This window comes from Streptomyces sp. NPDC050264 (genome assembly GCF_040655895.1).
GTDB lineage: Bacteria > Actinomycetota > Actinomycetes > Streptomycetales > Streptomycetaceae > Streptomyces.
In genome coordinates this window covers 61,894-88,511 of the sequence record NZ_JBFAKV010000023.1, presented here as the reverse complement: position 1 = coordinate 88,511, position 26,618 = coordinate 61,894, and the positions used below count along the sequence as shown (strand labels likewise).

At 68.9% G+C, this 26,618-nt stretch carries 19 protein-coding genes and 7 pseudogenes; 15 read left to right on the top strand and 11 right to left on the bottom strand.

Annotated elements, in window-relative coordinates:
- Positions 1 to 5 precede the first annotated feature (5 nt).
- The 4 genes and pseudogenes from AB0J02_RS32935 to AB0J02_RS32920 form a co-directional block, all read left to right on the top strand.
- Entirely contained in the window at positions 6 to 959 is a 954-nt protein-coding gene (locus AB0J02_RS32935; RefSeq protein ID WP_363197479.1) for an NADP-dependent oxidoreductase, read from the top strand.
- A gap of 335 nt (positions 960 to 1,294) precedes the next feature.
- Positions 1,295 to 1,441, top strand: a pseudogene (locus AB0J02_RS32930) (IS5/IS1182 family transposase); the annotation flags it as partial.
- 87 nt (positions 1,442 to 1,528) lie between these two features.
- Positions 1,529 to 1,975 (top strand): hypothetical protein, encoded by a 447-nt coding sequence (locus AB0J02_RS32925; RefSeq protein ID WP_363197563.1) that lies wholly within the window; start codon positions 1,529 to 1,531, stop codon positions 1,973 to 1,975.
- Between the two features lie 569 nt (positions 1,976 to 2,544).
- Positions 2,545 to 2,661 (top strand): annotated as a pseudogene (locus tag AB0J02_RS32920) (hypothetical protein); the annotation flags it as partial.
- Between the two features lie 358 nt (positions 2,662 to 3,019).
- Here the strand turns inward: AB0J02_RS32920 and AB0J02_RS32915 are convergent.
- The 3 genes and pseudogenes from AB0J02_RS32915 to AB0J02_RS32905 form a co-directional block, all read right to left on the bottom strand.
- Entirely contained in the window at positions 3,020 to 5,704 is a 2,685-nt protein-coding gene (locus AB0J02_RS32915; RefSeq protein WP_363197478.1) for a hypothetical protein, read from the bottom strand.
- A gap of 469 nt (positions 5,705 to 6,173) precedes the next feature.
- Positions 6,174 to 6,455, bottom strand: a complete 282-nt coding sequence (locus tag AB0J02_RS32910) for a hypothetical protein (RefSeq protein WP_363197477.1) — start codon at positions 6,453 to 6,455, stop codon at positions 6,174 to 6,176.
- Positions 6,452 to 7,174: pseudogene (locus AB0J02_RS32905) on the bottom strand (transposase); the annotation flags it as partial. The pseudogene AB0J02_RS32905 and the gene AB0J02_RS32910, both read right to left, overlap by 4 nt.
- Positions 7,175 to 7,870: 696 nt before the next feature.
- Here AB0J02_RS32905 and AB0J02_RS32900 point away from each other — a divergent pair.
- From AB0J02_RS32900 to AB0J02_RS32885, 4 genes and pseudogenes are all read left to right on the top strand, one after another.
- Positions 7,871 to 8,080, top strand: a complete 210-nt coding sequence (locus AB0J02_RS32900; protein WP_363197476.1) for a hypothetical protein — start codon at positions 7,871 to 7,873, stop codon at positions 8,078 to 8,080.
- 66 nt (positions 8,081 to 8,146) lie between these two features.
- A complete protein-coding gene (locus tag AB0J02_RS32895; protein ID WP_363197475.1) occupies positions 8,147 to 8,725 on the top strand; it encodes a hypothetical protein in 579 nt (192 codons plus the stop codon).
- 4 nt (positions 8,726 to 8,729) lie between these two features.
- Complete coding sequence (locus AB0J02_RS32890; protein ID WP_363197474.1) at positions 8,730 to 9,188, top strand: hypothetical protein; 459 nt, start codon at positions 8,730 to 8,732, stop codon at positions 9,186 to 9,188.
- Between the two features lie 565 nt (positions 9,189 to 9,753).
- Positions 9,754 to 9,960, top strand: a pseudogene (locus AB0J02_RS32885) (SDR family oxidoreductase); the annotation flags it as partial.
- A 160-nt stretch (positions 9,961 to 10,120) separates the two neighbouring features.
- On the opposite strand, the gene AB0J02_RS32880 reads toward AB0J02_RS32885, so the two are convergent.
- Positions 10,121 to 11,011, bottom strand: a complete 891-nt coding sequence (locus AB0J02_RS32880) for a sigma-70 family RNA polymerase sigma factor (RefSeq protein WP_363197473.1) — start codon at positions 11,009 to 11,011, stop codon at positions 10,121 to 10,123.
- A gap of 129 nt (positions 11,012 to 11,140) precedes the next feature.
- On the opposite strand from AB0J02_RS32880, the gene AB0J02_RS32875 reads away from it, so the two are divergent.
- Both AB0J02_RS32875 and AB0J02_RS32870 read left to right on the top strand, forming a co-directional pair.
- Positions 11,141 to 12,619 carry an MFS transporter gene (locus AB0J02_RS32875; RefSeq protein ID WP_363197472.1) on the top strand — a complete coding sequence of 493 codons (1,479 nt, stop codon included), beginning with the start codon at positions 11,141 to 11,143 and terminating at the stop codon, positions 12,617 to 12,619.
- A pseudogene (locus AB0J02_RS32870) lies at positions 12,616 to 13,601 on the top strand (IS481 family transposase). The gene AB0J02_RS32875 and the pseudogene AB0J02_RS32870 overlap by 4 nt, the downstream one beginning before the upstream one ends.
- A gap of 109 nt (positions 13,602 to 13,710) precedes the next feature.
- On the opposite strand, the gene AB0J02_RS32865 reads toward AB0J02_RS32870, so the two are convergent.
- Positions 13,711 to 14,133 (bottom strand): MerR family transcriptional regulator, encoded by a 423-nt coding sequence (locus AB0J02_RS32865; RefSeq protein WP_363197471.1) that lies wholly within the window; start codon positions 14,131 to 14,133, stop codon positions 13,711 to 13,713.
- A 55-nt stretch (positions 14,134 to 14,188) separates the two neighbouring features.
- Here AB0J02_RS32865 and AB0J02_RS32860 point away from each other — a divergent pair, with 55 nt between their 5' ends.
- Complete coding sequence (locus tag AB0J02_RS32860) at positions 14,189 to 15,160, top strand: SDR family NAD(P)-dependent oxidoreductase (RefSeq protein ID WP_363197470.1); 972 nt, start codon at positions 14,189 to 14,191, stop codon at positions 15,158 to 15,160.
- Positions 15,161 to 15,320: 160 nt separating this feature from the next.
- Here the strand turns inward: AB0J02_RS32860 and AB0J02_RS32855 are convergent, their stop codons facing one another.
- From AB0J02_RS32855 to AB0J02_RS32845, 3 genes are all read right to left on the bottom strand, one after another.
- Entirely contained in the window at positions 15,321 to 15,692 is a 372-nt protein-coding gene (locus AB0J02_RS32855) for a hypothetical protein (RefSeq protein ID WP_363197469.1), read from the bottom strand.
- 495 nt (positions 15,693 to 16,187) lie between these two features.
- Complete coding sequence (locus tag AB0J02_RS32850; RefSeq protein WP_363197468.1) at positions 16,188 to 16,946, bottom strand: serine protease; 759 nt, start codon at positions 16,944 to 16,946, stop codon at positions 16,188 to 16,190.
- A 126-nt stretch (positions 16,947 to 17,072) separates the two neighbouring features.
- Complete coding sequence (locus tag AB0J02_RS32845; RefSeq protein ID WP_363197467.1) at positions 17,073 to 18,416, bottom strand: histidine kinase; 1,344 nt, start codon at positions 18,414 to 18,416, stop codon at positions 17,073 to 17,075.
- Between the two features lie 63 nt (positions 18,417 to 18,479).
- Between AB0J02_RS32845 and AB0J02_RS32840 the strand changes: the two genes are divergently transcribed.
- A complete protein-coding gene (locus AB0J02_RS32840; RefSeq protein ID WP_363197466.1) occupies positions 18,480 to 18,683 on the top strand; it encodes a hypothetical protein in 204 nt (67 codons plus the stop codon).
- Positions 18,684 to 18,863: 180 nt separating this feature from the next.
- On the top strand, positions 18,864 to 20,843 hold the full coding sequence (locus AB0J02_RS32835; protein ID WP_363197465.1) for a protein-arginine deiminase family protein: 1,980 nt from the start codon (positions 18,864 to 18,866) through the stop codon (positions 20,841 to 20,843).
- 316 nt (positions 20,844 to 21,159) lie between these two features.
- Here AB0J02_RS32835 and AB0J02_RS32830 read toward each other — a convergent pair.
- A pseudogene (locus AB0J02_RS32830) lies at positions 21,160 to 21,457 on the bottom strand (ATP-binding protein); the annotation flags it as partial.
- Positions 21,458 to 22,564: 1,107 nt separating this feature from the next.
- On the opposite strand from AB0J02_RS32830, the gene AB0J02_RS32825 reads away from it, so the two are divergent.
- Positions 22,565 to 23,434, top strand: coding sequence for a SigB/SigF/SigG family RNA polymerase sigma factor (locus tag AB0J02_RS32825; protein ID WP_363197464.1), 870 nt, complete (start codon positions 22,565 to 22,567; stop codon positions 23,432 to 23,434).
- Positions 23,435 to 23,691: 257 nt separating this feature from the next.
- Here the strand turns inward: AB0J02_RS32825 and AB0J02_RS32820 are convergent, their stop codons facing one another.
- Together AB0J02_RS32820 and AB0J02_RS32815 are read right to left on the bottom strand one after the other, a co-directional pair.
- The gene (locus tag AB0J02_RS32820) at positions 23,692 to 24,378 is read right to left on the bottom strand and encodes a GAF and ANTAR domain-containing protein (RefSeq protein WP_363197463.1); all 687 of its coding nucleotides are present in this window, start codon (positions 24,376 to 24,378) and stop codon (positions 23,692 to 23,694) included.
- A 510-nt stretch (positions 24,379 to 24,888) separates the two neighbouring features.
- Complete coding sequence (locus AB0J02_RS32815) at positions 24,889 to 25,203, bottom strand: STAS domain-containing protein (protein ID WP_363197462.1); 315 nt, start codon at positions 25,201 to 25,203, stop codon at positions 24,889 to 24,891.
- Positions 25,204 to 25,232: 29 nt separating this feature from the next.
- Here AB0J02_RS32815 and AB0J02_RS32810 point away from each other — a divergent pair.
- Positions 25,233 to 26,063: pseudogene (locus AB0J02_RS32810) on the top strand (phospholipase D-like domain-containing protein); the annotation flags it as partial.
- Positions 26,064 to 26,618: the final 555 nt, after the last annotated feature.

Sequence of the window (26,618 nt, the reverse complement as noted above, 5' to 3'; positions counted from 1 at the left end):
TGAGCATGCAAGCAGTACAGTTCGACCGTTTCGGCTCTCCCGACGTACTCGGCGTCCGCTCCGCGCCCGAGCCGCACGCAGGCCCGGGCGAGGTGCGCATCGCGGTCCGCACCAGCGCGGTTTCGCCGGTCGACCTCGCGCTGCGGGCCGGTGAATCACCCTCACGCGACAGCCTTGCCCTGCCCCACATCCCTGGCGTGGACGCGGCCGGCGTGATCGACGAGGTCGGCGAGGGCGTCGAAGGCTTTGCCATCGGAGACGAAGTGTTCGGCGCCGTCGATGTCGCCCGACTGGGCGGGGCGAGCGCGCAGTTCGCCGTCCTGGCGTTCTGGACGGTGAAGCCGGCCGCTATGTCCTGGGAGGAGGCAGGTGCCGCCGGGACGAGCGTGGAGACAGCGACACGTGCTCTGGACCTGCTCGGCGTGCCCGAGGAGATGGACACGACATTGCTGATCGACGGCGCGACGGGTGGCGTCGGGAGCATCGCCGTGCAGCTGGCCGTGGCTCGCGGAGCCCGTGTCGTCGGGACCGGCCGCCCCGGCAGCGAAGAATTCCTCTCCGGTCTCGGCGCGACCCCTCTGCCCTACGGGCCTGGCCTGCCCGAGCGGGTTCGCGCGCTGGGCATCTCACGCGTCGACCGCGCGCTCGACGTGGCCGGAGCCGGCTCGCTCGACGAACTCATCAGACTCACCAACGGACCTCAGTCGGTGGTCACCCTGGCGGATTTCACCGGCCCCAGCCGTGAGGTGCGCCTCTCCCTCGGCCAGTACGGCGGCCAGCCCGACGGGCGCCACGGACTCGCCGTCGCTGCAGATCTCGCCGAAAAGGGACTGTTCCACGTACCGGTCCAGGCGGTCTTCCCTGCCAGCCGGGCGGCCGAAGCACACGCGGCGGCGGGGACAGGCCCCCGCCGCGGGAAGACCGTCATCGATCTCACGGCACTCACGCCTGGCCTCTGACGCTGGTCAGGCGAGGCCAACATCCCTGATTCCCGCCAGCCAATGGGATCTCTGGTGCGCGGACCGGGGCAGAACACCCAGCGCCCCATCCAGTAAGCCACCTGCTCCTCGGCGCTCACCCGCATGCCTGTACTTCAGATCTGCCGTGCTCACACTTACTGATCCTTCCAGAATGATGTTCCGCGAGCTGGCCCCTGAGCCATCCGCTCGGAAAGTTCCGGCGAGAGCACTGGCCGTTCCAGTCCAGGGATGGTGATGAGTTGGGTAGCGCACGTGATGATCTCGGTCGACATGGGCATTGCGCTCGTCGATCTTGGTCGGACCGTGTGTCCGGGGTGCGTGCTGATCTTGTTCCTGACGACCTGTCGGAGCGGATTGCTCCGCTGCTGCCGCCCGCTCCCGAGCGACGCCACCGCTGCCCCGGACGGTCGCGTGGTGCGGACCGGGCGGCACTCGTCGGCATCCTGTACGTGATCAGGACCCTGCCGAGTGGCTGCCGCCGGTGGCCGAGGCGTACTGCCATCGTTTCCGGCTTGTGGCGCAGTGTCATTCATTGGGACCATCTCCGCATGTTCGAGTTACTCCCCGAAGTCGGTCTCCGGCTCCCTGGCTGTGCCGGCGCCCTCCGCTTCGGCATGGACGAGCGCACCGCCCAGTGGGCTGTCGCCACCGTCGCGGATGTTCGCGTTGGTTGGGTCTGTGGCGCCCGCTGGGCCTTCAGTGCGCAGTACCGGGGCCTGACGCTGGACGCATACGGCGACACTACGGACCGCCGCGGCTGGCACCAGGACACCCCTGGCCTGGCCGGCATCGGCCTCACCCGCGACCCCTTCACACTCACTGGGCCGTCTGCCTGCCCAGTTGTCCTCCGCGGCATCGACCTCTTCGGCTACCCGACCGCCGAGGTTTCGGATGCCCTCAGGGACAGCCTGCCCCCGACGCTCCGGCTCAGCGGCGACGGTCTCTACCTCACCGCCGTGTCGGTCCACGCGGAACACGTACCCGTCGAGACCTGATAACGACGGCGAGCCGGATCGACCAGACCGAGCACACCGCCGACGTCCTCGCCCCCCGTCAATTCCGTGGCGAATGTCAGTGTGTTGCGGTGTCTCTCCGCGGGCTCCAGCCGGCTGCCCGTCCTACCGACTGCAGACCGCAACTGCCCACTACCCGACACGGCACGGCCCGTGAGACGCGCGCACCGCGCCGGTACTCACCTTGCTCAGCCGTGGGCCGACCCGGCTCTCCGGCGAGACCAGGATCGGCATTCCGTCCCGCAGTCCCAAGGTCCGCTCCCGCAAAGCCAGATCGCTTCAGCGGCCGAGCGGTTCCTCCGCGGAGACGTGAGGTGCGCCGCCACCCACCCAGAACAGTTGCCGGTCGACCCCAACTCACGTACCTCCGCGCCGCAACATGACGTCCGACAACACGCGGACCTGGGCGAGCGTGCTGAACTGCCTGATGCGGATCGTCCTGCCCGAGCGCCGGGCACCGCGGGTGACCGGGATCGACGAGTTTGCCCTGCTCAAGGGCGACCGACATACCCGTCATCATCACGGGCGCCGACACCGGCGAGCGGATCGAGGTGTTGCCCGACCGGCGGGCCCCGGCCGTTACCGCCTGGCTGCGGGACCACCCCTCGATCCGGGTGGTCTGCCGGGATGGCTCCGGCTCGTTTGCGCAGGCCGTTCTCGACGCCGATCCGACGATCGCGCCGGTCATGGACAGGTGGCACCTGTGGCACGGCCTTGTTGAGGCGGTGCTGAAGGAGGTAACTGCCCACGGGTCGTGCTGGGGGAAGTCTCGCGGCCGCGCGCTGGTTCTTCGCCCACGCCCCGACGGGGCAGCCGTTCCACACGGCGGTGACGGGTGGCAGGAAGTGCCCCTGTCCGGCGGCCCATTCATGGGCAGCACCAAGGCCTTCCTCGAACGCGAGGCACTGGTGCGACCAGACCATCCCCAGCTGGTCGAGCTCACCGGTCCGCTCGGCGTCCAGGTGTCCGGCCTTGTAGTTCTTGCGCTGCGTGGCCGGCCACATCCCGCGGGACGGCGGCGTCGGCTCAGCGGCGCCCGCCGCCGCCACCTCCGCCCGTACGGGAGCCGTCGCTCGTGGATCGGACACAGCCCGAGCAGGATCCGGTGCCCTGCCGAAGATACCGGTGCTGATTCGCCAGGTCGACCGCGGTCGTGAGTGACGTGTCCTCGGCGGGGGCGCCGAAACCGAAGCGGCCGTAGAAGGCGAGCAGACCGGCATCGGCGCGGGTGACCGCCGCCTGGGTGCGCTCGTAGGCGACGGCGGTCAGGCGGTGGACGTCGATGGGCACCAACCGGTCGCCGTCGGGCGGCTCCTGCCCGACTCGTTCGCCCCACCGCAGGAACATCTTCTTGACCGGGCCGTCCTCCACCATCCCGCCGAGATACTCCTTGACCAGCGCGACGACCTGGTTGTCGCCCAGGTCGATGGCGTCGAACGTGCGGGTAATCGCGAGGGAGGCGAGCTCGGCGAACCGGTCGGTCCGCTGCTCCCGTTCCGCGGCACTGCGCTGGGCCTCGTCGAGCTGGTCGAGCCGGCCGTCGAGGCCGTCGGCGGCTTCCGGCTCCGGCTGCTGGGCGGACGGTGACGGGGCGGGCCCGTCGGGCGTGATCGTGGCGCCGTTGAAGCGGCCGACCTGCCGCGCGATGTCCAACGCCGTCCCGTTCACGGGCTCCCCGCGCCGCGAAGGAGCGGCCCGCTGCACGGCCAGGACCACGTCCCTGAGGCGGGCGGCGTCCCGGGGATGTGCCGTGACGTGCCGATGGATCTCCTCGTAGGCGGCCGCTGAGCCTTCGGCGTACTGCCGGCGCTGCACCTCCAGCGCGTACCTCTCGGCCACGGGATGCTGCCACGTCCCCTCGGACACCGGAGCGAGGACGACGAGGAACAGCAGGGCGACCATGATGCAGACGTTGATCCCGGACAGGGACCGTCGACCGAAGTTGGCGGTGAGGCCCAGCGGCAGCCGCGCCCCGGCGAACCGGGCCGGACGCAGCCGACGCCGGATCCGCGCGATGCGCTCCGGCCAGCGAAGGACGACATAACTGCCCACCGCCAGCAGCGTGTACGCCGCCAGCCAGTACCGCCAGTCCACCTCCGTAAGACCCTGGATCCGCTCCGCCAAGGCGCGTACGACGGTGACTTGGGGCGGGGCGAACGACAGCACGTTGGCCAGCCACACGAGCGACACGGTGAGCACGAGGCCGAGTTCCACGGACACGACGATGTCGGCCGCGGCCTGCACCGTCGCCCGCGGCGAGTCCTTCAGCCTGTGCCAGCCGCGCCAGGAGAGCCAGATGGCGAGCGGGAAGAAGAGCCCGGCGGCCGGCGTGGTGGTCAGCACGTCCCCGGAGACGAGCTGCTGGACGGCGAGGGTGACCAGGAACACCCCGGGAAGGTCGGGAAGGTGCCGCACCACCGCGCGCTCGGCGGGGAGGCACCGCCGCACTGCGAGCAGCAGTGTCCAGCCGCCGAAGAAGAGCAGCACCACCAGGGGGACCAGACGGGAAGGGAAGGCGCGGAACAGTACGAACAGCAGGGCCACCGGCGGAGCGAGCGCGCAGATCGCGAGGACGGCCGCGGCGAGGTACCGGCCGTGGCGGAGCCAGCGGATGAGCGGTTCGAGGAGGAACGTTCCCCCGGCTTGCGGCACCACCATGACCGCTGCCGAGAGTCCGAGGCCGAAGACCGCTCCGACGACTGCGCCGATGGCGGCTCTGAGAACGGCTATGAGCGCGGATCCAAGGCCGTCGATCTCCGACCCGCTGCCGAGGTGCCAGGCCGCCCACAGGCCCACGCCGCAGGTGACGTACCAGGCAAGCTGCTCAGGCACCTCGCTCTCCGCGTCCTGGTCGGCGCGGGCGCGCGTCGCCGGGACGGTGACGGACCGAGGTCCGCGGGCGCGCAGAGAGCCGACGACGTCGAGGAGGACGTCCAGATCGGGTACCTGGTACTGCCGTCCTATGAAAAGCGTCGGGAAGTCGCTGCCGCGCGAAGAGATCAGGAGGCCGCCGTCGTCCGTGGCGTCGAACGAGTCGATGTCCTCCCAGGCAGTGAAGTCGGCCCGACCGTGCCTGCGCCGTACGGCCAGCCCCGCCTGGCTCAAAACGAAACGTCCGAAGGTGACTTCGGCGCCGCCGAGGACCCTCTCGACGACGGCGGAGGCCGGCTGCGCGCCCCCCACGCCCTGCAGGATCGCCGGGCCCCACTCCTCCTCCCGCGGGAGCTGAGCGCCTCTGATCACCGTTCGGGTGCGTACGCCCCGGATCCTCTCCCCGCCGAGCATGGGGCGACGGTCCGCTGCCCCGAGCGTGATGAGCTTCCCCTCGGGGTTGCACAACTTGTAGTGGTGCGCTCCGTTCGTGAACACGGTGGCCGATGCCCAGCTATAGACCGTCTCGCCGCCGTCCGCCGCGATCGCGGCGAGGCCGCGCTCGTACAGACGGAGCTCCACGCGCGCGTGGCGCCGGTACCACTGCGCCCTGACGGCGAACGGCACCAACAACGCAAGGCCGCCGACCACTTCGGCCAGGGTGGCGCCGTCCCAGCCGAAGAGCGCACCGAGGAGGAGCGTCAGGAGGTAGGCCAGCCCGGCGAAGGGGATCAGGGCCAGCATGAGCCGGACGTACGCGGCGGGCCTTCTGCGCTGCGGGCGGTAGGCGCCGCGACGGCACCCCAGCTCCGGATGCTCTTCCTCTGCCTCCGCACCCATGACCTCGCCCGTCCCGGGATCGCTCGGCACAACATCCCTTGAGAGATGGCCAGTTGATGTTGCGCCGCACGGTAGCACTGCCGCGGACCGGGAACTGCGAGACTCCTCGCTCGGGTGATCCGTCCGCGCCGTGGGCCAGGTGCCTCAGGGCCTGTCCGAGAACCCTTGATCTCAGGAGTAGAAGCCCCTGCCGTATGCATCACGGCTCAGACCGAAGTCGTCTGGACGGTCACGCCGAAGCTCCTCATACCGTTGGGCGAAGACATCGATCGCCTGGTGAAGACCGCACCCCGATGCTCCGCGGATAGCCATGAGCGCAGGGATGATTCGATGATCCAGAATGTCGCGATCTACGCTCTCGGGTAGCTGTTCCATGGCGTCGTGAGCCTACTTGGGGTTCACGAACAGGTTCTCGGCTTGCCGTTCAACCTCTGGTGCGGTGCGGTGCGGTGCGGTGCGGTTGGCGGATTCAACGCGTGGGCTTCACGACATGCCCCCATGCGACGAGGCCGATTCCTATGGCGAGGAGCGAGGACGAGTGAACGTTCCAGCTGACCAGCATCAGTAGGGCCCCTGCTCCCCAGAGCCTCGGTTGCCGCACTCGTTGCTGGAGCCGGCGGCCCGGCATGCGGCCGAGAAAAAGAGCGTGGACTCCGAGGACGGCCCACATGATGGCCAGGATGAACAACGTCAAGGTCAGCACGCCAATGATGAACGACTCATCCCCCTGATCCTGCTGCTGTCGCGTCATGCGACGCTGCAATTGAACCTCAGGGAAGGGGAGTTCTCAGTTTCGGTGGAGAGCGGCGTTCCGCGCCCTGGTTTGGTGCCGGTCTTGTGGTGGGCCGGGCGGCCGTATAACTCGCCGGTGGCGAGGACTCTGCCCACGTCGTGACGGGTGGCGGGGTGACGGTTCTTCGAGCCCGGAGGTCGGCCAGGCCCCGGGCGGGACAGTTTCGGTGCACCGGCAGGAGTGCCGGTCTTCGTGCGCAGGTTCCTGAACCCCCGCCAAACACGGGCAGGGGTGGGTCTGTTCGGCTCGGTCGGTTTCTCACAGGGTCTGCGGAGGTCGGTGGCCAGTCGCCGGGCGAGCCGGAGCCGGGCGTAGGCGCCGATCACCAGCCAGGTCCACCGGTCGGCCGCATCCGAACTGCGAAGCCGGGGTTTGGTCCAGCCGGGGGTCTGCTTGAGCAGGCGGAACGTGTGCTCCAGGTCGAAACGCCGGAGGAAGGACTGCCAGCAGCGGTCGACGTCCGCCGCGCTGGCCCCGGTGCCCGACCACCACAGCCAGACCGGCTTGTTCACCCCACCGCTGGGCAGCTCCTCCACAGCGAGGCTGCTGACGGTGCCCTCGATGAGGGGCAGTAGTCCGTCCTACTCGATCCAGGCCGGCCGCCGGGTGAGTCTTGGATGCAGCCGGTCCCATGCCCGCGCGGTCACCTTGCCGTAGAGGCGGGTGTCGGTGACTGTCACAGCCTGCTCGATGCCCCAGGCTCAGCCGCGGTCTGACGGTGGTCCGGAGCGGTGACGCGGTGGGCTCGGCTCGGCGGCGGTCACCGGGCTGTGTGCCGGTAGCGGCGTGTAGTAACTCCAGGTCGTCAACAAGCGGATGCGAGATCTTCCCCGTTTCACCCCGTCTGGGGGAGGGGCGCCGGTGTGTCGTCGACGTGCGCGCATGGATATCGCTACGAAGTTCACGACCAGTTGGATCTTATGGAACGGGACATCGTGCGCTTCCTCATGACGGCCGCCACGGCCGCTGCCGCCCTGCTTGCCGTCGCGGCGCCGGCCGATCCGATGCCCGCTCGGGGACCCAGGTGATGAAGTGACGATGCCGGTCACCAGCGCCCTCACGGTGCTGCCGGTGAAGGCGGAGGACCGTACCGGCTACCAGCGCACCAAGTTCCACCATTGGGTCGATGCCGATCACGACGGCTGCGACACCCGAGCAGAGGTTCTGAAGGCAGAGGCGTTCATCACGCCGACGGTTGACGCCGCGTGTCACGTCAGCGGCGGCGAGTGGTATTCCGCCTACGACAATCAGTACATCGATGACGCCGACATTGACCACCTGGTGCCGCTGGCGGCTCGGGGGCCTCCAGGTGGTCGTCGAGGGAGCGCGAGGCGTACGCGAACGGTCTCGGTGGTGCGCGCTCGCTGCTCGCGGTGTCGGCGAAGACGAACCGGGCCAAGGGCGACCGGGACCCGGTCCAGTGGTTGCCGCCCTTCGCCGGGGAGCGCTGCACCTACGTCGCAGACTGGGCCGCCACGAAACTGCGTTGGCAACTCGCCCTCGACCCACAGGAGAAGGCGGCCCTTGCCGATGAGTTCGAGCGCCGTCCGAATGCGCCGGTCGAGGTGACGTCCGCGCGCTGACCGCGCTCCCCCGATCGAGCTGAATCCCTCGCAATCTACCCCCGCGTCCCCGCCCTTGGGAGTTTCATGAGATCCGATCTCGGATGGAGCACCGCGGCCCTGGCCGCGGTCCTGCTCGCTATGCCGCACCCGCCCGTCGCCGCAGCCCAGTTGGCGGCGCCGGCCAAGTGCACCGGCGGTCAGAAGGACTCCCGCGGCCGCTCGGCCGTCGACGACAAGGAGGTGCGCTGGGAGGACGAGACGGTGTTCGACGACGCGATCCGCCACGCCCACCATGCCTGGACCTCCCACGGCCTGAACAAGGTGAAGATCAAGCCGGACGACGGCGGCACGATCGCCGACCTGCAGTGGCAGGACAAGAAGGCGACCGGGCCGGGCTGGAAGAACGTCTACGGCCGGTACACGCCGTTCCCCGGCGCCGACACGATCTACCTCAACCGCGCCTACCTCGACAAGAACAAAGTGCACGGCACCACCAGCGACCGGCGCCGCGTGGCCGCCCACGAGCTGGGCCACGCGCTCGGCTTCTGTCACAAGAAGGTCGACTGGTACCGGACGTTGATGGAGGGCGACTTCTTCTTCCTCCCCGACAACGGCCGGCCGACCACCGCAGACCGCCGCAACTACCACAAACTCTGGAGGTGACCCGATGACCCGCATCCGGCTCGCGGCCCTGGTCGCCGGCGCGGCTCTCGCGCTGTCCGGCCTGGGCTGGATCGGCTACCAGCAGCTGACCACCGCCGTGGCCCCGGCCGAATCCCTGACCGGCTACGACCCGTCCGACCCCGCACAGGTGGCGGCGACCGCGGATGACGTGTTCACCGCGACCGTCCTCAGCACCCGTGGCCGACACCGGGTCGACGACGTTGACTGGCAGCAGTACGAGGTACGCGTGCACAGCGTGCAGAAGGGGCACCGTTCCGGCACCGTCCGGGTCGCGGTCGAAGCGGCCGGCCCCATGCTCGCGACCGATGCCTTGTACGTCTTCGCCACCACCCCCTTCGCCGACCCGGACAACGGCCACGGCCAAGTCATCGAAGCCGCCCCGCAGCCTGCGAGTGAACAGACGGTACGCATCTGGGAACGCGCGGCCCACCAGCGATCCTGAGCGGTGCGATGACAGCGAGCAGGCAGTGGGGCGACGAACAGCGTGCTGAGCAAGCGTGGGCGCGTATGAGGCGGCCGAGCAGCCGCACGGCGAGGGCGGTCCTGCCGCTGTCGGGGCCACCGCTCACGGTGACTACCTGTGCGAGAGGCAGCCTGCGCTGGACTCACGTCGCTGTCGGCCGTCTCCCGTACGTTGGGGAGTCTGTTCAGGAGGAACCTGGAAACCCACCACCCGGGCATCGACTCCCTTCGCCTGCCACCGGAGGTTGCCTCCCTGGACCAGCGCACACGGGAACGACTGCCCGTGCTTCCACTCCTCGTCAGCACCAGCCAACGCAACCGCCTCCAGGCCGCAGCGATGCTCGCGGCCGCGCGACAGGCCGAGCCTGGCACCGGCTGCAGTGTCGACGGCCAGACGTTCTTCCGGCCGGTGCTGAAGTCCGCGTCCGGCACCAGGATTTGGGCCCAGGAGCTTGAAGCGCCCAGGACCGCGGCCCGCGCCGTCCGGCGCGACCTTACCCACGAGGACCAGTTGACCGTGATGCCGCGTGGCCCGAGCTCCCGGGCACACCGTCTCTCCCGGCGCGACCGACACTGAGCTGCTCCATGGAACCAACCCCACCCCGCAAGCCCTCCAAACGGTCATCGGCATGACACCGCTTGGCCGACCGGGTCAACCGTCCGACGTGGCCGATGTAGTCGCGTTTCTCGTGCGTCCGGACGGCGGGTGGATCACAGGCCAGAACCTGCGAGCGACGGGCGGGCCGGCTTGAGTTCAACCTGCGATCCCGGTGCCGGAACGAAGCGACTGTATGCCTGTGACCTGCGGGAATATCTGGTGACACGGCTTCTAGTTGTACTGACCCGGGACATTGGTTGAGCGGCTCAGCGAAGAGCGCTCTGGAGAGTTCCGTTGTCGCTGGGCTGGTGGGCCTACCCAATGCCGTTGATCAGTTGCTCGATACGCGGTCGGTCGAGCAGTGAGTAGATCTGGGCGATTCGGCCGTGTGCGATCACGAAGGCCATGATCGAGATGGGTTGGCGGTTGCTGCGGACGATAACGGCTGCGCTGCCGTTGAGCGTGATGGGCTGGAACGTGGCGTCCGGGATGGCGAATGCCGCTGCGCGTTGTGTCACGTTCTCTGGGCCGCGGATCGTGGCGGACGCGGCAGGCCGGGTGGCTCCGCCGTCGGCGTGGAAGGTGATCTCGGGGTGCAGCAGAGTGAGAAGCGCGTCGATGTCACCGTCGCGGGATGCTGCGAAGAAGGCGTTGACCACGCTGCGTTGACTGGCGGGGTTGGTCTCGATCTCGGCGGGATCTACGGCGTGCACTCGTTGACGCGCGCGGCTGGCGAGTTTGCGGGTAGCTTCGGTCGACTTGCCGAGGACGTTGGCGATCTCGTTGAACGGCATTCCGAAGGAGTCGTGCAGCACGAACGTGAGGCGCTCGGGTGGTGTCAGGCTTTGTAGAACGATGTGGAGCGCCAGGCTGACCTGCTCGGCGAGAAGAGCCTGATCTTCTGGGCTCAGTGCCTGATCGGGGCGCACGTGGAGTTCGGGCCCGGCTGCGTCCGCTGGATTCTCGGGCCGCGCGGTTCGTGCTCTGAGTTTGTTGAGACAAGTGCGTGAGACGACGGTCGTCATCCATCCCTCAAGGTTGGTGACGGCGGCGACGTCTGTTGCGCCGGGGCGGCTGAGGCGAACCCAGGCATCTTGGACGGCGTCTTCTGCGTCCGCGCTGTTGCCGAGGATCCGGTAGGCCAGTGCGGTCAGCCGTTGACGGCTCTCTTCGAAGTGTCGGCTGAGCTGTTCGGCAGAGTCCATCCAGTCACGTCCTCGTGTTGCGGGGTGTCAGTGCCTGTGACACGCCCACGGGCGAGAACGTGACAGGAGCACGATGTGATGACCCCGAACCAATCAGCGCCAACCCTAGATCCCCGACGACGACGCCGGATGGCGCTGCTGGCGCTGTGTCTGGCCGGCTTCGTGATCCAGCTCGACGTCACGATCGTCAATGTCGCCCTCCCGACGATTCAGCATGAGCTGCAGGTGGCGCCAGGCTCGTTGGAGTGGATCATCAGCGGCTACGCACTCGGGCTGGCCGCACTGATCCCGTTGATGGGTGCGCTCGGTGATCGGCTTGGCCACCGGCCGGTCTTGCTGGCCGGTCTGGTCGTCTTCGGCCTCTGCTCTGCCGGAGCAGCGCTGGCGTCAAGCCCCGCGACGCTTGTGGGCGCGCGGATCGGTCAGGGAGTTGGCGGCGCCGACATCTTGGCGCTCACCCTCGCCGTACTGACCGATACCTACCCGCCGGAACAGCGCGGTCACGCGATCGGCTGGTGGGCAGCGATCGGCGGCATCGGCTTCGGCGCGGGCCCGATCGTCGGCGGCCTGCTGCTGTCGGCCTTCGGCTGGTCAACGATCTTCTGGGTCAATCTCCCGATCATTGTCGTCACGGGTGCCTTGATCCTGCTGACCGTCCCGCGGGCCGCTACGACATCCGAGTCACGGCCGCTTGACGTTCCGGGCGTCGTGCTCGCGTCGGTGGGCCTGGCCTCAGTGACTTTCGGGCTGATCACCGCGACGGAGGTGCCCTGGAATCCGTCCCGAACCCTGTTGCCGCTTATCGGTGGCGGGCTTATTCTCATGGCGTTCGTGCAGTGGCAACGCCGCGCCACCGATCCCCTGGTACCGAAAGCGGTGCGCAGCAACTCGGCGTTCATCGGTGCCTGCTTCATCTACTTCACCAGCTACCTGGCCTTCAGCGGCACGCTCTACTACGTCACCTTGATGTTCCAGAACCTCCTCGGCTGGTCCGCACTTCACACCGGCCTGTCGTGGCTGCTGATGAACGCCCCCTTCCTCGTGGCCGCGCAGATGGCCGGCAAACTCAGCCAACGCTTCACGCCACGTGCCATCGTGACCACGGGCAGCACGGGCGGAGCGCTCGGTGTGGCGGCACTGAGCACCTTGACGCCAACCACCCCATTCGCCGTGGCAGGTATCGGATACCTGGTCGCCGGAGTCGGTTTCGGACTGCTGGTTCCTGGGATCACCCACGTGGCCATGCGCGACGTCTCCGCGCCCGTAGCGGGTGCCGCCTCGGCGGTACTGAACTCCTCACGCCAGCTCGGCACCGCCGTAGGCCTTGCGCTCGTCGGCGCCATCGGCGCGGGGGTGACCCACCACACCTGGGTCGCATCGCGATACGGGCACACGCACTCCGCCCCCGGCACCATCGCCACCGGCGACCTCCATGCAATCCCCGCTCAGTTGCAGGGCACGGCCCGTCGCGCATTCGAAACTGGCTACCACGTCGCACTCGGAATCTGTGTCGCGAGCCTCCTTTTTGCCGTTTGGCTGTCACTGCACGCGTTCAAGCAGCCGACAGCATGTCCTGAGGCAGCCCAGGTAAAGGAACTGAGTCTGTGAGTCAGGCCAACGCCGCCCTGACCCCACGAGCGCGGCTCAAGGTCGCCCAACTGGTCGTCGACCAGGGAGTCCCGATCCGCGAAGTCGCCGCCCGATTCCAATGCTCATGGCCAACCGTCAAGCGATGGGCGAGCCGATACGCAGCCGGGCAGCCCATGACCGACCGATCCTCCCGACCACACACCAGCCCTGCGAAGACGCCAGCAGCAACGACGAAACGAATCGTCTCGCTGCGCCTGCGCAAGCGCATCGGCCCTGTCCAGCTCGCTGCCTTGACCGGGGGCGCGCCATCGACCGTGCACCGGGTGCTTCGGCGCTGCCACATCAGCCGTCTGAGCTACCTCGATCGTGCTACGGGCGACCCCGTACGCCGCTACGAACACTCTCACCCAGGGGCGATGATCCACGTCGACGTCAAGAAGCTCGGCAACATTCCCGACGGAGGCGGATGGCGATTCGTCGGTCGCGCGCAAGGCATACGCAACCGCGCGCGAACAAAAGGGAAACCGAAGAATCGGCACCACAACCCAAAGATGGGCTACGCATTCGTTCACACCGTCATCGACGACCACTCTCGTATCGCCTACGCAGAGATACACGACGACGAGACCGCGGCCACGGCTGTCGCCGTACTTCGCCGAGCCGTGATTTGGTTCGCCGACCGAGGCGTCACCGTCGAGCGGGTGCTTTCCGACAATGGCGCCGCCTACGTGTCACACCTCTGGCGCGACACCTGCACCGAACTTCGGATCAAGCATTCACGCACGCGACCCCGCCGCCGCAGACCAACGGGAAGATCGAGAGATTCCACCGCACCCTCGCTGACGGGTGGGGATACGCCCGCTGCTACGTCTCAGAAGCCGAACGCAGGGGCGCCCTCTCCGACTGGCTGCACACCTACAACCACCACCGGCCGCATACCGCCCTTGGGAACAAGCCACCCATCACCCGCTTGACCAACCTCCCGGGTCAGTACATCTAGTTGTTGCGGGTCAGGACGTTGATGACGCTTTCGGCAGGGCGGACCTTTGCAGCCGCGGAGCCGGGGCCTGTCGCACTATCGCCGGCGTAGCGCACCCGAGGCGGTTACCTCAGGTTGTCGGATCCCAGAGCCCGTTGGCTTCACCGCGGGCGAGGTGTTCGGCGTAGACGTCGACCTTCCAGGCGATGACGGAGCGGCACTCCTCCAGCGCCTGGATCTGTGCGTCGACGCGCTGCCGATGGGCGTCCAGTAGTCGCAGACGTGCCTCTTCGTTGCCCGGTCCCTGGCGTACCAGTTCGGCGAAGTGTTTGAGGTCGGCGAGCGGCATGCCGGATTCGCGGAGCTTGACGCAGATCAGCAGCCAGTCGACATCGTAGGAGGTATAGCGCCGTCTGCCGCCGGGTGTGCGCTGGACAGGTCCGACGAGCAGTCCCTCGCGCTCGTAGAAGCGCAGAGCGTGCACGCTCAGTCCGGTTTGCTCGGCTACCTCGCCGATGCTCAGCGACTGCACGGCAGCCTCGGTGGTCGTCATGCCGCTCACCTCCGGACTTGATCTAGACCTCTCTCTAGATCGTAGCGTCTGCTGCATGACCATTACTGATCAGCAGCCGCTAGGCTCGCCCTTCTCCGCGTCCACCACTGCCGAGGACGTCGTGGACGGCCTCGATCTCTCCGGAAGGACAGCCGTGGTGACCGGGGGCTATTCCGGGCTCGGCCTTGAGACCACCCGGGCTCTGGCGGCCGCAGGAGCACGGGTCGTCGTTCCCGCCCGCCGCCCCGACGTTGCGCGTGCTGCTCTGAAGGAGGTGAAGAATTGCGAGGTCATCCCCATGGATCTGGCCGACCTCGACAGCGTCCGCTCAGCCTGCGCGCACATCAGCAGCCGTCTCGACCGGCTCGACCTCCTGATGGCCGTCGCCGGAGTCATGGCCACCCCGGAGCGACGCGTCGGGCCCGGCTGGGAAGGGCAGCTCACCGCCAACCACTTCGGGCACTTCACCCTCGCCTGCGAGCTCTACCCGCTTTTCGCCGCCGCGGACGGCGCGCGCGTCGTCGTCAACAGCTCGGCCGGGCACACCCTGACCGGCATCCGCTGGCACGATCCGCACTTCCGTACCGGCTACGACAAGTGGCTGGCCTACGGCCAGGCCAAGACCGCCAACGCCCTGTTCGCCGTGCACCTCGACGCCCTCGGAAAAGACGACGGCATCCGGGCATTCGTCCTCCACCCCGGCAAAATCATCACTGGACTCCAGCGGGAGATGCCTCTCCGGGAGCAGATCGACCGCGGCTGGGTGGACGAGCACGGCAACGTCATCGGTGACGGTTTCAAGACCCCCTCCCAGGGGGCCGCCACCGGCCTGTGGGCCGCCACGTCCCCGCTCCTCGACAACAGCGGCGGCCTCTATCTGGAGGACTGCGACGTTGCGCATGTCTCTGCACCCGGCACCCCCATGGACGACGGCGGCGTCCGCGCATACGCCATCGCCCCCGACGAGGCGGCCCGGCTCTGGTCCCTGTCTCTCGCCGTGACCGGCGCCACGCCGATCACCCGATGAACGCACGCTCTGCATATAGCGCGCTGCCCGCCGTTGTGGCGGGCAGCGCGGTGCGCACCGGCCTCGGGCCGCCTTGTGCAGCAGTGCGGCCAGCCCGACGCTGCCGTTGCCGAACCGCTGGTTGGTGCGGTCGACGGCTTGCTCGGCGCGCAGGCGCATCTCACGGCTGTGGTCGAAGGAGATCCGCTCCGCGGTGGCGCCGGCGGCGACCAGGTCCTCGGCCCGGACCAAGAGGCCTGTGAGGCGGCCGCGTTGGAGGCCGGCGCGGGTCCATGACCCGGTAGGCGGCGGTGCGCAGGTCGTCGTCGCGGGCGGAAGGCTCGGGCAGGCGCAGGGTTTTGGTCCAGCGGGCGCCGGCGGCGAAGCCGAGTTGCGGGGTGAGACCGCGGGCGACCTGGTCCAGGGTGCGCAGTGTGGCAGCGAGTTCGATGACGAGGGCCAGGAGGCGGGCGCGCAGGGTGGCCCCGTCCATCTCCTGCCGTTCGAAGCGATGCCGCACCGCCATCCACATCGGCAGGGACTTCGGCGTCACCGGCCGTAGGTTGATGCCGCGGGCCCGCTCGGACGCCGTCCGGCCGGCGCGCCCGCCCAGCACCCGCACTCCGCCCTCGACTACCTCCCACCCGAGGAATTCGAGGCCCAGCACTACCGACCACAGGCAGTCCCGAACACCGCCTGAAACCTCGCAAACCGGCCGCTACGAAACGCGGGGCAGCTCACCACTGCGCCTGTGCTGCTACCTGGGTCGGCACGAAACTGCGGTGGAGCCGGCCGCCGACGACGCCCAACTGACGGCACTGCGGGCCCTCGCCACGCACTGCCCCGCCGCCGAGGTCGTCTACGAGTCCGCCCCGTAACCGACGGAGCCTTATCCGTGCCGGAGGTGTTCGGCCCGTCAAGACACTTGCTGCTGCCGCCGCCGCCGGCTACGGCTGGGACGCCGTCGGGAGAATTGTTCGACGCCGTCCAACACCGCCCCGTAGAGCCAACGGACACACCGTGGGCCGTGCGCGTCGGGTGCTTCCGGTCAGTTCGCCGTGGCCCGCTCGATCCATGCGCGGTGGGCGGTCAGGTCGGTGTAGATGCCGGGGCCGGTGGCGCACTTCGGATCGGCGTCGCCGTCGCGGCTGGTCGCCCCGATCAGTTGCCACCGCCCGGGACGGCCCTTGATCTGTGGGCCGCCGGAGTCGAGGATGCACGCCTGCGCGTCCTGGGTAGGGCTGTCGGTGCACAGCTCGTTGCGCGCGTCGTAGTTCTCGCTGCACTGTTCGTCGGCGACGAGCTTCGTGTCCAACTCCTGCAACGTGACCGGCGGTTGCGGGCACTCGCTGCCGTCCTCGCAGGTCATGCCCCAGCCGAGGATCCGGGTGTGGGTCCCCACCGGCCCGGACGAGGCGGCCACCTTGATGGGCTCCGCGTTCACGGGGTGGTCCAGCTTCATGACGGCCACGTCGTCGCGGAACGGCTCGTAGGAGAAGTCCGGGTGCGCGACGACCTTGGTCACCTTCGCCGTGGCCCCCTTCGTACGGTCGTGGTCGCCGACCCGCACGGAGAGCTGCTCGGGCTTGATGTTCACCGTGCAGTGCCCGGCCGTCACGATCCAGTCCCGCTTGATCAGAGAGGCTCCGCAGTAGTGGTGGCCGTCCTTCTGCACGCTCACCATGAACGGGTACTCCGAGGTGGCGTCGTGGCCCCCGATGATCGCCGATGCCGACGGTGCCACCGCCATGGAGAGGGTGATCGCGCCCGCCACCGCGCACAGTGCCGCCTTGCCGCGCCTGGTCATCTGTCCTCCTGTGTTTCGTTCGGTCCTCGTTCACCTACGAAGATCGTGTCGCGGGAGGCGGTGCCGGCGCGTCACCCTTCTCGCCCGGGTGAACTCGCCCTCAGGTCGTACGGCACGTCGGCCGGATCATGCTGCGGGACGACCACCCGTGGGCAGCGCGGCATCGATCCGGAAGCCGCCGTCACCAGTCGGCCCGGACTCGATGGTGCCTCCTGCCAGGCGGACCCGCTCCGTCAGGCCGATGAGCCCGTGTCCCCCGCTGGGCAGCAGAGGCTCACCGTCCGCGGTCGGCTCGGCGAGCCTCTCGGGCGGTCCGTTGACGACCCGCAGGCGCACGGTGCGCGGGTCGAACGCGAGGTGGATCCGCGTCGTGGCGCCCGGGGCGTGCTTGTGCACATTGGTCAGGGCCTCTTGCACGACCCGGTGCGCGGCCCGCTCGACCGGCTCCGCCAGTGGCTGAGGCGCGCCCTCGACGCTCACAGTGACGGGTAGCCCGGCGGTCCGGGAACCGTCGGCCAGCTCGGAGATTCTGTCGACGGCCGCGCCCGGGGCGGGCCGTCGCTCGGCCGGCACGGCAGGATCGGCCGCCGCGTCCCCTGCCCCACCCTTCGCGGCGTCGCTCTCGGCGTCGCTCCCCGGTCCGTTCCTGAGCAGCCCCAGCATCTCGCGGAGTTCGGTCAGGGCCCGCCGACCGGCGGTCTGGATGATCTCCGCGGTCTCGCCCGTCACCTCCGGGTCGTGGGCGACGGCGCTGAGCACGTTGGCGTGCACGACGATCAGACTCACCTGGTGGGACACCACGTCGTGCATCTCACCCGCGATACGTCGGCGCTCCTCCTCCCGCGCGGCCTCGGCGACGAGCCGCTGTTCCCGCTCGGCGCGCTCGGCCCGTTCGACGAGACCGGCGACGACGGCGCGCCGCTGGCCCACGTAGAGCCCGAGCAGCAGCGGCACCAGGCAGGAGAAGACGAAGTTCACCGCGAACCAGAGCGCCACGGTCCGCGGACTGGACCACGCGGCCGCGTCCCACGGCGCGAGGACCACGAGCCCGATACCGGCCGAGGCCCAGACGATCCGTCGGCTGTGCGGGCCGCGATAGGCGCCTTGCGCGTAGAAGGCGAGGGGCGCCACGAAGGGCGAGACCTGGAGGACCTTGGCGAGCAGACCGACGGCGAGTACGAGTTCGGGGGCCCGGCGCCGTGCGAGCAGCGGCAGTGCGCTCACGGCGGCGAACAGCAGATTCGCCCAGGGAGCGGCCGGCCCCATACGGGGGTTCTGGTAACTGTTCACCACCGCGAGCAGCAAGGCGACGGCCGTCAGCCCCAGGTCCGCGGCCGGCGCGGGCAGGACGGGCGACCGCGGCATGGGCCGCGCCGCAAGGCTCTGCGCCGCGCCTCCGTCCCCGGAGGGCAGGAGGGCCCCGTTGCGCAGCGTGTTCATGAGGCGGTGGGTGCGACTGGTGATACTCACCCAGCGAGGATAGGAGGAGGCCCCGGGTCCTCGACATCCCGGCCTGGGTCGCAGCGTGGGCACATGATCGGTACGAGGCAGATCGAGAGCGACGAAGCCCGCAGGATCGTGGATTCCGACGCGGTCCGTCCGCCCGGAGAGCTCCTCCGGATCGCCGAAGCCCCGTACGAGGACGGCAGAGGCGGGCTGGGGCCCGAATACGGACGGGACGAGGAAGGCCCGGGCCGCTACCTCTTCTCGACCGAGGACGCCGACGGCATCGTCTGACACATGCTCCTGGACGCGCCGCCCGCCCGACACCGACGGAGGCCCTGATCACGGTGTGAGAGACACCCCGTCGGAGAGGCTTGTCGTGCTGCTCGGGCGCCGGGGAGAACCATCCGGCCCTAACAGGATACTGACAGGGCACTGACGGGAAACTGAAAAGTGACTGCCAGTGTGCGCCTCATGAGACACCTCAGCCGTAGCATCCTGCTGACCGGTGCCGTGACCACCGGCGTCCTTGGTCTTTCCCTCCCGGCGGGCGCGGTCGGCGCCCCCGTCGCCGGACTTCTCGCGGACCAGCCGGCCGATGCCGGGCCCGAGCTGCTGTTCCTCCCGAACATCGACGACGACGCGGGCGTCTGCCGGGACCGGGCCCGCACCCTCGTCGAGAAGGCCGCGGACCGCGAGGCCGCCAACGACGACGCGTTGTACGAAAAGCGTGAGCAACTGGAGCAGGAGCCCGACCAGGAGAAGGCCGAGGCGGAGTGGGCCGAGCTGGTCCGCTCCCACCGGTGGGCACAGAACGAGACCGACCGCGCCCTTGCCGCCTGCAACGACGCCGCCGACGACGTGGTCAACGGACACGCCGACGAAGCCGACCTGGCCCGTCTGCGCACCCGGGCCTGGCCCGGTGCCGCCGCCTCCGCGAGGGGCCGTCTCACCGTCCCCGTCCGGGACGCCGACCGGATACGTCTGTTCATCCACCGCCCGGGCGGCTCCGCGCCTTACGGCTGGGAGGTGGTCGGCCCGCGGACCAGGCTCACCGCGGAGGAACTGCGGCACGGAGTGGAGATCGGCGTCGAGGGCCGTGACGTGGTCCGGGACGCCGCCGTCTGGAACGGCCGCACCAGCGTCACCCTCACCGTCACCGCAAACGGCGCGAGCGCCTCGGCGGCGCTGACGCTGCGCCAGGCCCCCGTCCTCACCCAGCTCAACACCGCCCCCGTCCGAGAGGTGCTGCGGGCCCGGACCGACGAGAGCGACACCTACACCCAGGCGTTCGTCGGGGAGCTGGACGCCGCGCTGCCGGCCGGCGGGGTGCAGGGCCCCTCCAGCGCCCTCGACACCCAGGGCGACGCCTGGGCTCAGGACATCTTCGAACCCGCCTACACAGCCGTCCCCGGACCGGACGGCCGTCCGCACGGTATGCGCGTCCTGATCACCTCGGTCAACGACGACCGCCGGGTCGCCGCACGCACCGCCTTCACCGAGCTCGCCGGCCCCGACGTGGCCGCCGTCCACATCACCCACGTCCCCGACGTGAACGAGAAGAGCGGCTACGACTCGATGGGCAACCTGGAGACGGTCCCGCCGAGCCCCGGCAACCCGCATGGCCGCGTCGTCATCGGCGGCGACGGCTCCGCCCCCGGCGCGACCGGCCCCGCCCCGGAGATGCTCACCTTCCTGCGCGCCCAGGGCGTGCAGGACCCGATCTCTCTCGACACCTCATGGCTGACCGTCGGTCACGTCGACGAGTTCGTGCAGTTCCTGCCGGTGCCCGGCAGCCGGCTCGGCTGGCGGGCCGTGGTCGCCGACCCGCGTGCCGGCCTCGCCCTCCTGCGCGACGTGCGGAAGAAGGGACATGGCGGCGACCTCCTGCACGGCGGACTGCCCGAGCTGGAATGGCCGTACGACACGCGAGTCGACCAGCGCAGTGTCGACGCCTTCCTGGCCGACACCCAGTTCATCGGCACCAACGACCGCGCCGCCGAGCGGATCGACGCCGACCTTGCCCTGCTGAAGGCGAAGGCGGGCCTCACCGACGCGGAGATCGTCCGCGTCCCCGCCCTGTTCACCGCCCGCTCATTGGACTACAGGATGCTGGAGACTGAGATCGCAGGCATGGAAGACGGCCCGGAGAAGGAAGCCAGGCAGAAGGAACTGGCAGGGATGCGCGACGCGGTGGCCGAGATCCCCGGAACCGTCAACGGCCTCGTGCTCAACGGCGGCCGCTACGTCGCCCCCAAGCCCTACGGCCCGGTCTTGAACGGCAAGGACGTCTTCGCCGAAGCGATCACCAAGGCCTTCCGCGGCATCGGCCACCAGGTGACCTACGTGGACGACCTCATCAGCTCGCACATCAGCGAGGGTGAGATCCACTGCGCGACCAACACCCTCAGGGACGTCTTCGGCCCCAGCAACCGCTGGTGGCGGCGGCGCTGACCCATCACTCGGCGCGACCGTGAATGGTCGGCGTCGTGGCAGTGGGTTGGTCGGCAGTGGGCGGGTCGGTGTTTTGCCAGCATGCAAGGGCCTGGTCCTGTCTTCGGCAAGAGCTGGTCGCCCGGATCTCTCATGCTGTGGTGGAGGTGGGCGCGTTCAGCGGCAGGCGCTGACGCCGGACAGGTACAGGGCGAGGGTCGAGGCGACGGCGCTGGCGCCGAAGAGAACCGCTGCCGGCGTGTTGGTTCCTGCGCGTCGGGCGATGAGGGCGGCGGGTGACGGTGGTGGCGCGGGCGAGGCGGTTGATCATGTCTCAGCCGAAGCCTCCGGTGCCGTGACTCAGGTCGGGGGTGCGGCGGCGTGCGGGTTGCCGGCTGGGGTCGTCGATGGCCACTTCGATGTGGTCGGGGTGGGCGGTCAGGCGGAGGGTGTAACTGCCGCCGCCATGGCGCAGAGCGTCGGTGACGAGTTCGGAGACGACCAGCACGGCGGTGTCGGCTGCTTCCGGATCGGTGGCCGGGGAGGCGCTCCAGGAAGGCCCGCGTGGCCTCACCCGCGACGGCGACGGCGTTCGTGGAGCCGGTGGCCGTGGTGGCGGGGCATGCCATTTCCATGGGGTCCCCTGCTCTCTGTCTTGTCGGCGGCTGATCCTGACTCAACGCGCCGGTTCTGCCCCTCCCTCGCCTGGTTAACCTACTGCGAGCCGATTACCTCTGGGGTCGAAATGCAGAAATCTATGTTCGCCAGAGTAGACATTGACTGGCGGTGTGGTTACGGTTTCTCTCGTAGCCGAGACGAACAGGGCCCGACCGAGACCCCGCCGGGCAGCAGTAATCGCAGTGGCAGTGCGCAAGACGGTGCGGTGGCGGAGTTTCGGAGCCAGGTTTGTGCAGGACGGCGACGGGACTGGCGGCCGGACCGGGTGGCCCGCGGTGATCAGGGGCCGCCGTTGAGCAGGATCACGGGCACGCAGCGGCGGCACCCGCGAAGGCAGTTCGCTGGACCCAGCAGTGAGGTAACTGAGCAGCACCTTGGCGAAGGTGTCGACTGCGGGCGCGCACCAAGAAGTCCGGCAGTGGGTTCCCAAGCCAGATGCAGACGCAGGACGGGCAACGGGGCTGGCTGCCGGAGAAGTGGCGCTACCGCAGGCCACAGAGCAGTACGCAGGAGAGCAGTACCAGCAGCAGGCAATTGATCGATCCCAGAGGGAAGCACGGAGGAAGCAGGCGCATCAGGATCGCCCGGGCGGAAATCTTGGGCCCGGGTACCGCAGGACATCGATAGCGAGGTGGTCTCCGGTCAAGCAACCGCGATCCCCGTACTCCCGACGGCAGTTCGGTCGGGTGCGCCGACACAGAAGGCCGGCGCGGCATCAGGGCCGGCATCTGGTGCAGCAGTTCCTTCGGGGTCCTGGTGCCCATGGCACCAGGACCCCTCCACGTGGGTCCGTGGGTATGACGGCTGAGGGCTGAGAACCTGTATCTGAACCTCAGGTCCCAAGGTCACCGGCCCTGCCACTGCCGCCGCGTGCGAACAGAGGGGCAGGAGTCAAGTTCGGGCCGCCGACTTTGGCCCGGTCGCCGCCACTTCCAAGTACAGCCACTGCCTCTGCGGCCTGCAAGCCTGGGTTTGAATTCAGGTTCTGATACGTGGGGAGGGGCCCGTGCGGGCAGGTGGCCCGGCGGGTGTGGATACAAGCAGGAAGAGAAAGGGCACAGAACATGGCCACCGTCGTGTCGCAGCAGCCGGCCCAGGACATCGGCGAACGGGTGCAGCAGGCACTGGTGGAGCGTGCGTATGCGGATCCGTCTTCGGTGGCGCCGAAGGACGCCCGCGAGATCGGCCGGCATTTCTTCGGCCGGCTGACCCGGCTGGAGGAGGGCACGGCCGAGTACAGCCATGTGCGCAGAGCGCTGATCGAGATGAACCTTTCCCTGGTGCAGTACGCGGCCTCGCGGTTCAGGCACCGTGGGCCGCAGGAGATGGAGGACATCGTCCAGGTCGGCACGATCGGGCTGATCAAGGCGATCGACCGGTTCGAACTGTCCCGGGAGGTCGAGTTCACCTCGTTCGCGGTCCCGTACATCACGGGGGAGATCAAGCGGTTCTTCCGGGACACCTCCTGGGCCGTGCATGTGCCGCGCCGGCTGCAGGAGGCGCGGGTTGAGCTGTCCAAGGCGACCGAGGAGTTGCGTACCCGGCTGGGCCGCATGCCCTCGACGGCCGAGCTGGCGGAGCTGATGCAGCTGGAACCGTCCGAGGTCGCCGAGGCACAGAAGGCCTCCAACGGCTACAACAGCATCTCCCTGGACGCGGCCGTCACCGGCTCCGACGAGGAGTCCGACACGATGCTCGCCGACTTCATCGGTATCGACGAGGACCGCTTCGAGCTGGTGGAGAACTTCCACTCCCTGGCCCCGCTCATCGCCGACCTCGATGAGCGCGACCGGCGCCTGCTCCACCTGCGCTTCGTCGAAGAGCGCACCCAGCAGGACATCGCCGACGAGCTCGGCTGCTCCCAGATGCACGTCTCCCGGCTGATCACCCGCGTCATCGCCGGGCTCCGCACCGGCCTGATGGCGGCCGAGTAGACGCCTGGCCCCACCCCACCATTGGCGCCCGACATGACCTCGTCCTTCCGGCCCGCAAGGCCCGCAAGGCCCGGAAGGACGAGGCTCATGCACCACCGCTCCATCGTGCAGAGAACCAGCAACCGACCCTCTTTGCGCATGAGCCATGGATTGTCGGGCACCCGCTCGGCCACGGCGTACCCAGAGCAAACCCTCCCAGGGGTCGGATACGCCCGTGCTCCTCCGGTTCGGGCAAAGAGCTGGGGGAGCCACCCCGCTCAGGAGGCTAGGCCTCCGCGATCGACGGTGCGCCGCGCTACCTCGCGCAGCTTGAGGTTCTTCTCCTGTGAGTAGCGGCGGAGCACGTCGAAGGCCTGCTGTTCGCTGAGGTTATGGCTGGCCATGACCAGGCCCATTGCTTCGCCGATGAGGCCCCGGGTCTCCACGGCCTGTCCCAGCTGGTCCTGTTCACGGGCCGCGGCGAAAGCGACGGCCGCATGGGAGCTGAACAGCCATCCGGCGGTCTCGCAGTCCTCGGTGAACGCGTCAGGGGCTGCGGCGTACAGATTGAGGGCGCCCAGGTCCTTTTCATTGGTGTAGAGGAGGAAACCCATCATGCTGCCGACGCCGAGTTCCCTCGCCTCGGGGGCGTACTGACGCCAGCGTGTGCGCTCGCTGGTCATGTCACGGACCCGGAAGACGGGATGGCCCAGTCGTGCCGCATCGAAGCAGGGCCCTTCACCGCAGCGCTCCTGCAGATGGTCGCTCTCCAGGACGAGCTGGTCCGTCGGGGCGAGAGAGACGGCTTTGCCGTCCTTGAGCCACAGGATGCCGGCTGATTCACAGCCGGGGACGAGTTTGACGGCGGCCGAGGTGATCGAGGCCAGGGTCGCGTCGACGCTCTCCTCATCCTGCAGGTCGCGGGCCAGCGCGGCCAGCTGTACGGCGAAGTCCCGCCAGTCCATGTCGTACCTCTCTCTTTAATGCCGTAGACCGACACTCTCGCAGGCTCGTACAGGCTTCCACAGCAACGAGCGCAAGCTCCTCAAAGACTCGAGGTGCCCGTCTGAAGAGACCAGCCTTGCATGCGGCGGAATGCTTCCCTCGCGGCAGCCGGGGCGCTGCGCTCGCCCTGCGGCTGCTCACGGACGCTTCCCAGGCGTCTCCCGCCGCTAGACAGATGTACGTCCATCGGACGCGACGCAGCTGCTGGCGGGGCGTTTGCGGGGAAGTTGCCTGAGGGGGAGCCGGCTTGGACGCCGGGCGGCGGGTGGGGCCGGCTGCCGCTCCGGTCGAGCGAAGAAGTTCGGCGCGGAGAAGGCACGCCGGGAAGAGGACCCGGGTGTCGCGTTCTCCTGCGTGTGACGGGGCCGGCTGACTCTTCCCGGTGCACTGGCAGCGCTGCAAGCACCTCCTGATCGATCCCGCCTGGTCAGGCGGATTCAGCAGCAGGCCACGGAAGTTGGTGGTGGCCGTCACGTGCACTGCCGCTGCTGCGGGCGATGCGGCGCGTGTGAACTGGGCCAGGGTGCGGGCTCGTCGGGTGCCACCGGGCTGTTTGCGTCGAGGATTCCGTGAATGCGCCGCATCCCGTCGCTGCGGGTGGCGGTCAGGACCAGGACGTCGGTGACGCCGGTGATTCTGAAGAGCCGCTGCACGCCACTGCGGCAGGGGCCTGCGAGCACGAACGGCCGCAGCGCGGCCCGGTGTTCGGCGTGCGCGCGCAGGACCAGGTTCAGCAGCGTGCTGTCGGCGAAGGTGAGGTCGGACAGATCCAGCAGCGTGCCCACAGTGCTGGTGCTGGCTCGCGCGCACCCGATTCCGCAAGCCCCTGCTCCTGTCGCCCTACAAACAGAATCACCGCTGCCACCGCAAGGTCCTCGTGGTCGACGAGGTGACGGCGTTCACCGGCGGTGTGGGCATCGCCGAGGAATGGTGCGGCTCCGCCCGAGGCCCGAACGAGTGGCGCGACACCCACGTCGAGGTGAGGGGCCCCGCCGTCGACGGGATCTGCGCCGCCTTCGCCCAGAACTGGGCCGAGTGCCACGACGAACTCTTCGACGAACGAGACCGGTTCATCGAGCACGAGCCACAGGGCGACGCCATCGTCCAGGTCGTACGCGGCTCGGTCAGCCTCGGGTGGCAGGACATCCAGACGCTGCTGCGGGTGGCGATCGAGTCGGCCGAGGAGCGGCTCCGGTTCGCCACCGCCTACTTCTCGCCGGACGACCACTTCGTCGAGTTGCTGTGTGCGGCGGCCCGCCGGGGCGTCGACGTCGAACTCCTGCTCCCCGGGCCGCACACCGACATGAAGATCAGCCGGATTGCGGGCCGCCACCACTACCACCGCCTCCTCGAGTGCGGGGTGACGGTGCGTGAGTACCAGCGGACGATGCTCCACTGCAAACTCGTCACGGTGGACGGCACCGCCGCGCTCATCGGATCCGCCAACCTCAACCGGCGCTCCCTGGACCACGACGAGGAAGCGATGCCGGCCGTGCTCGACGCGTCCTTCACCGCCGCGCTCGACGGCGACTACGACGCGGACATCGAGCAGAGCGTCCGGGTCAGCCCGAAAATGTGGGCGCGCCGTCCCTTGTCGTTCCGCGCGGCAGAACTGGCGACCCGCACGGTCCAGCACTTCCTGTGAACGACGAAGAGTGCAAGACGTTCGGCCCTTCCACTGAAGGGAAGGGGGCGGGCGGCGTGGCCGCGGCCGGGGATCGCGGCGCGCTTGCTTCGTTGCGTGGCGGCAGGGCGTGTGGCAGCGATCTGACCAGCACAGATGACAGGTGGGAAAAGGCTCCCTGCCGGGCGGAGCCTGCATTGTGTGCCTGGCGCACGGCCCGCATGGGCTGGTGGGCCGGAGATTCGCCACCGCGGGACGGCCCCGCCCATTCACGGACCTACCCGTTTCCTGCGGCCTCGCTGCACAACTACAACTATGGAGCCTGCGTGGCTCCGGCGGCCCTCTCCCTGATGCTGCGGCCTCCAGCTCCGTGGAGCTACCTCGACCGAATCCAGCTCCAGATCGAGGTACATCTCCACACCTGCCAAGGCGAGTTGGACGCCGACTTCACCCGTGGAGATGCGCACCAGAACGTGCCGACCGGATACTCGGGACGGTCGGTCTCTCCACTGACATCAGAACCAGGTGGTATCTGTGAGCCAGGCGTCGCCGCGCTGCGCGCACTGGTTTGCTTCA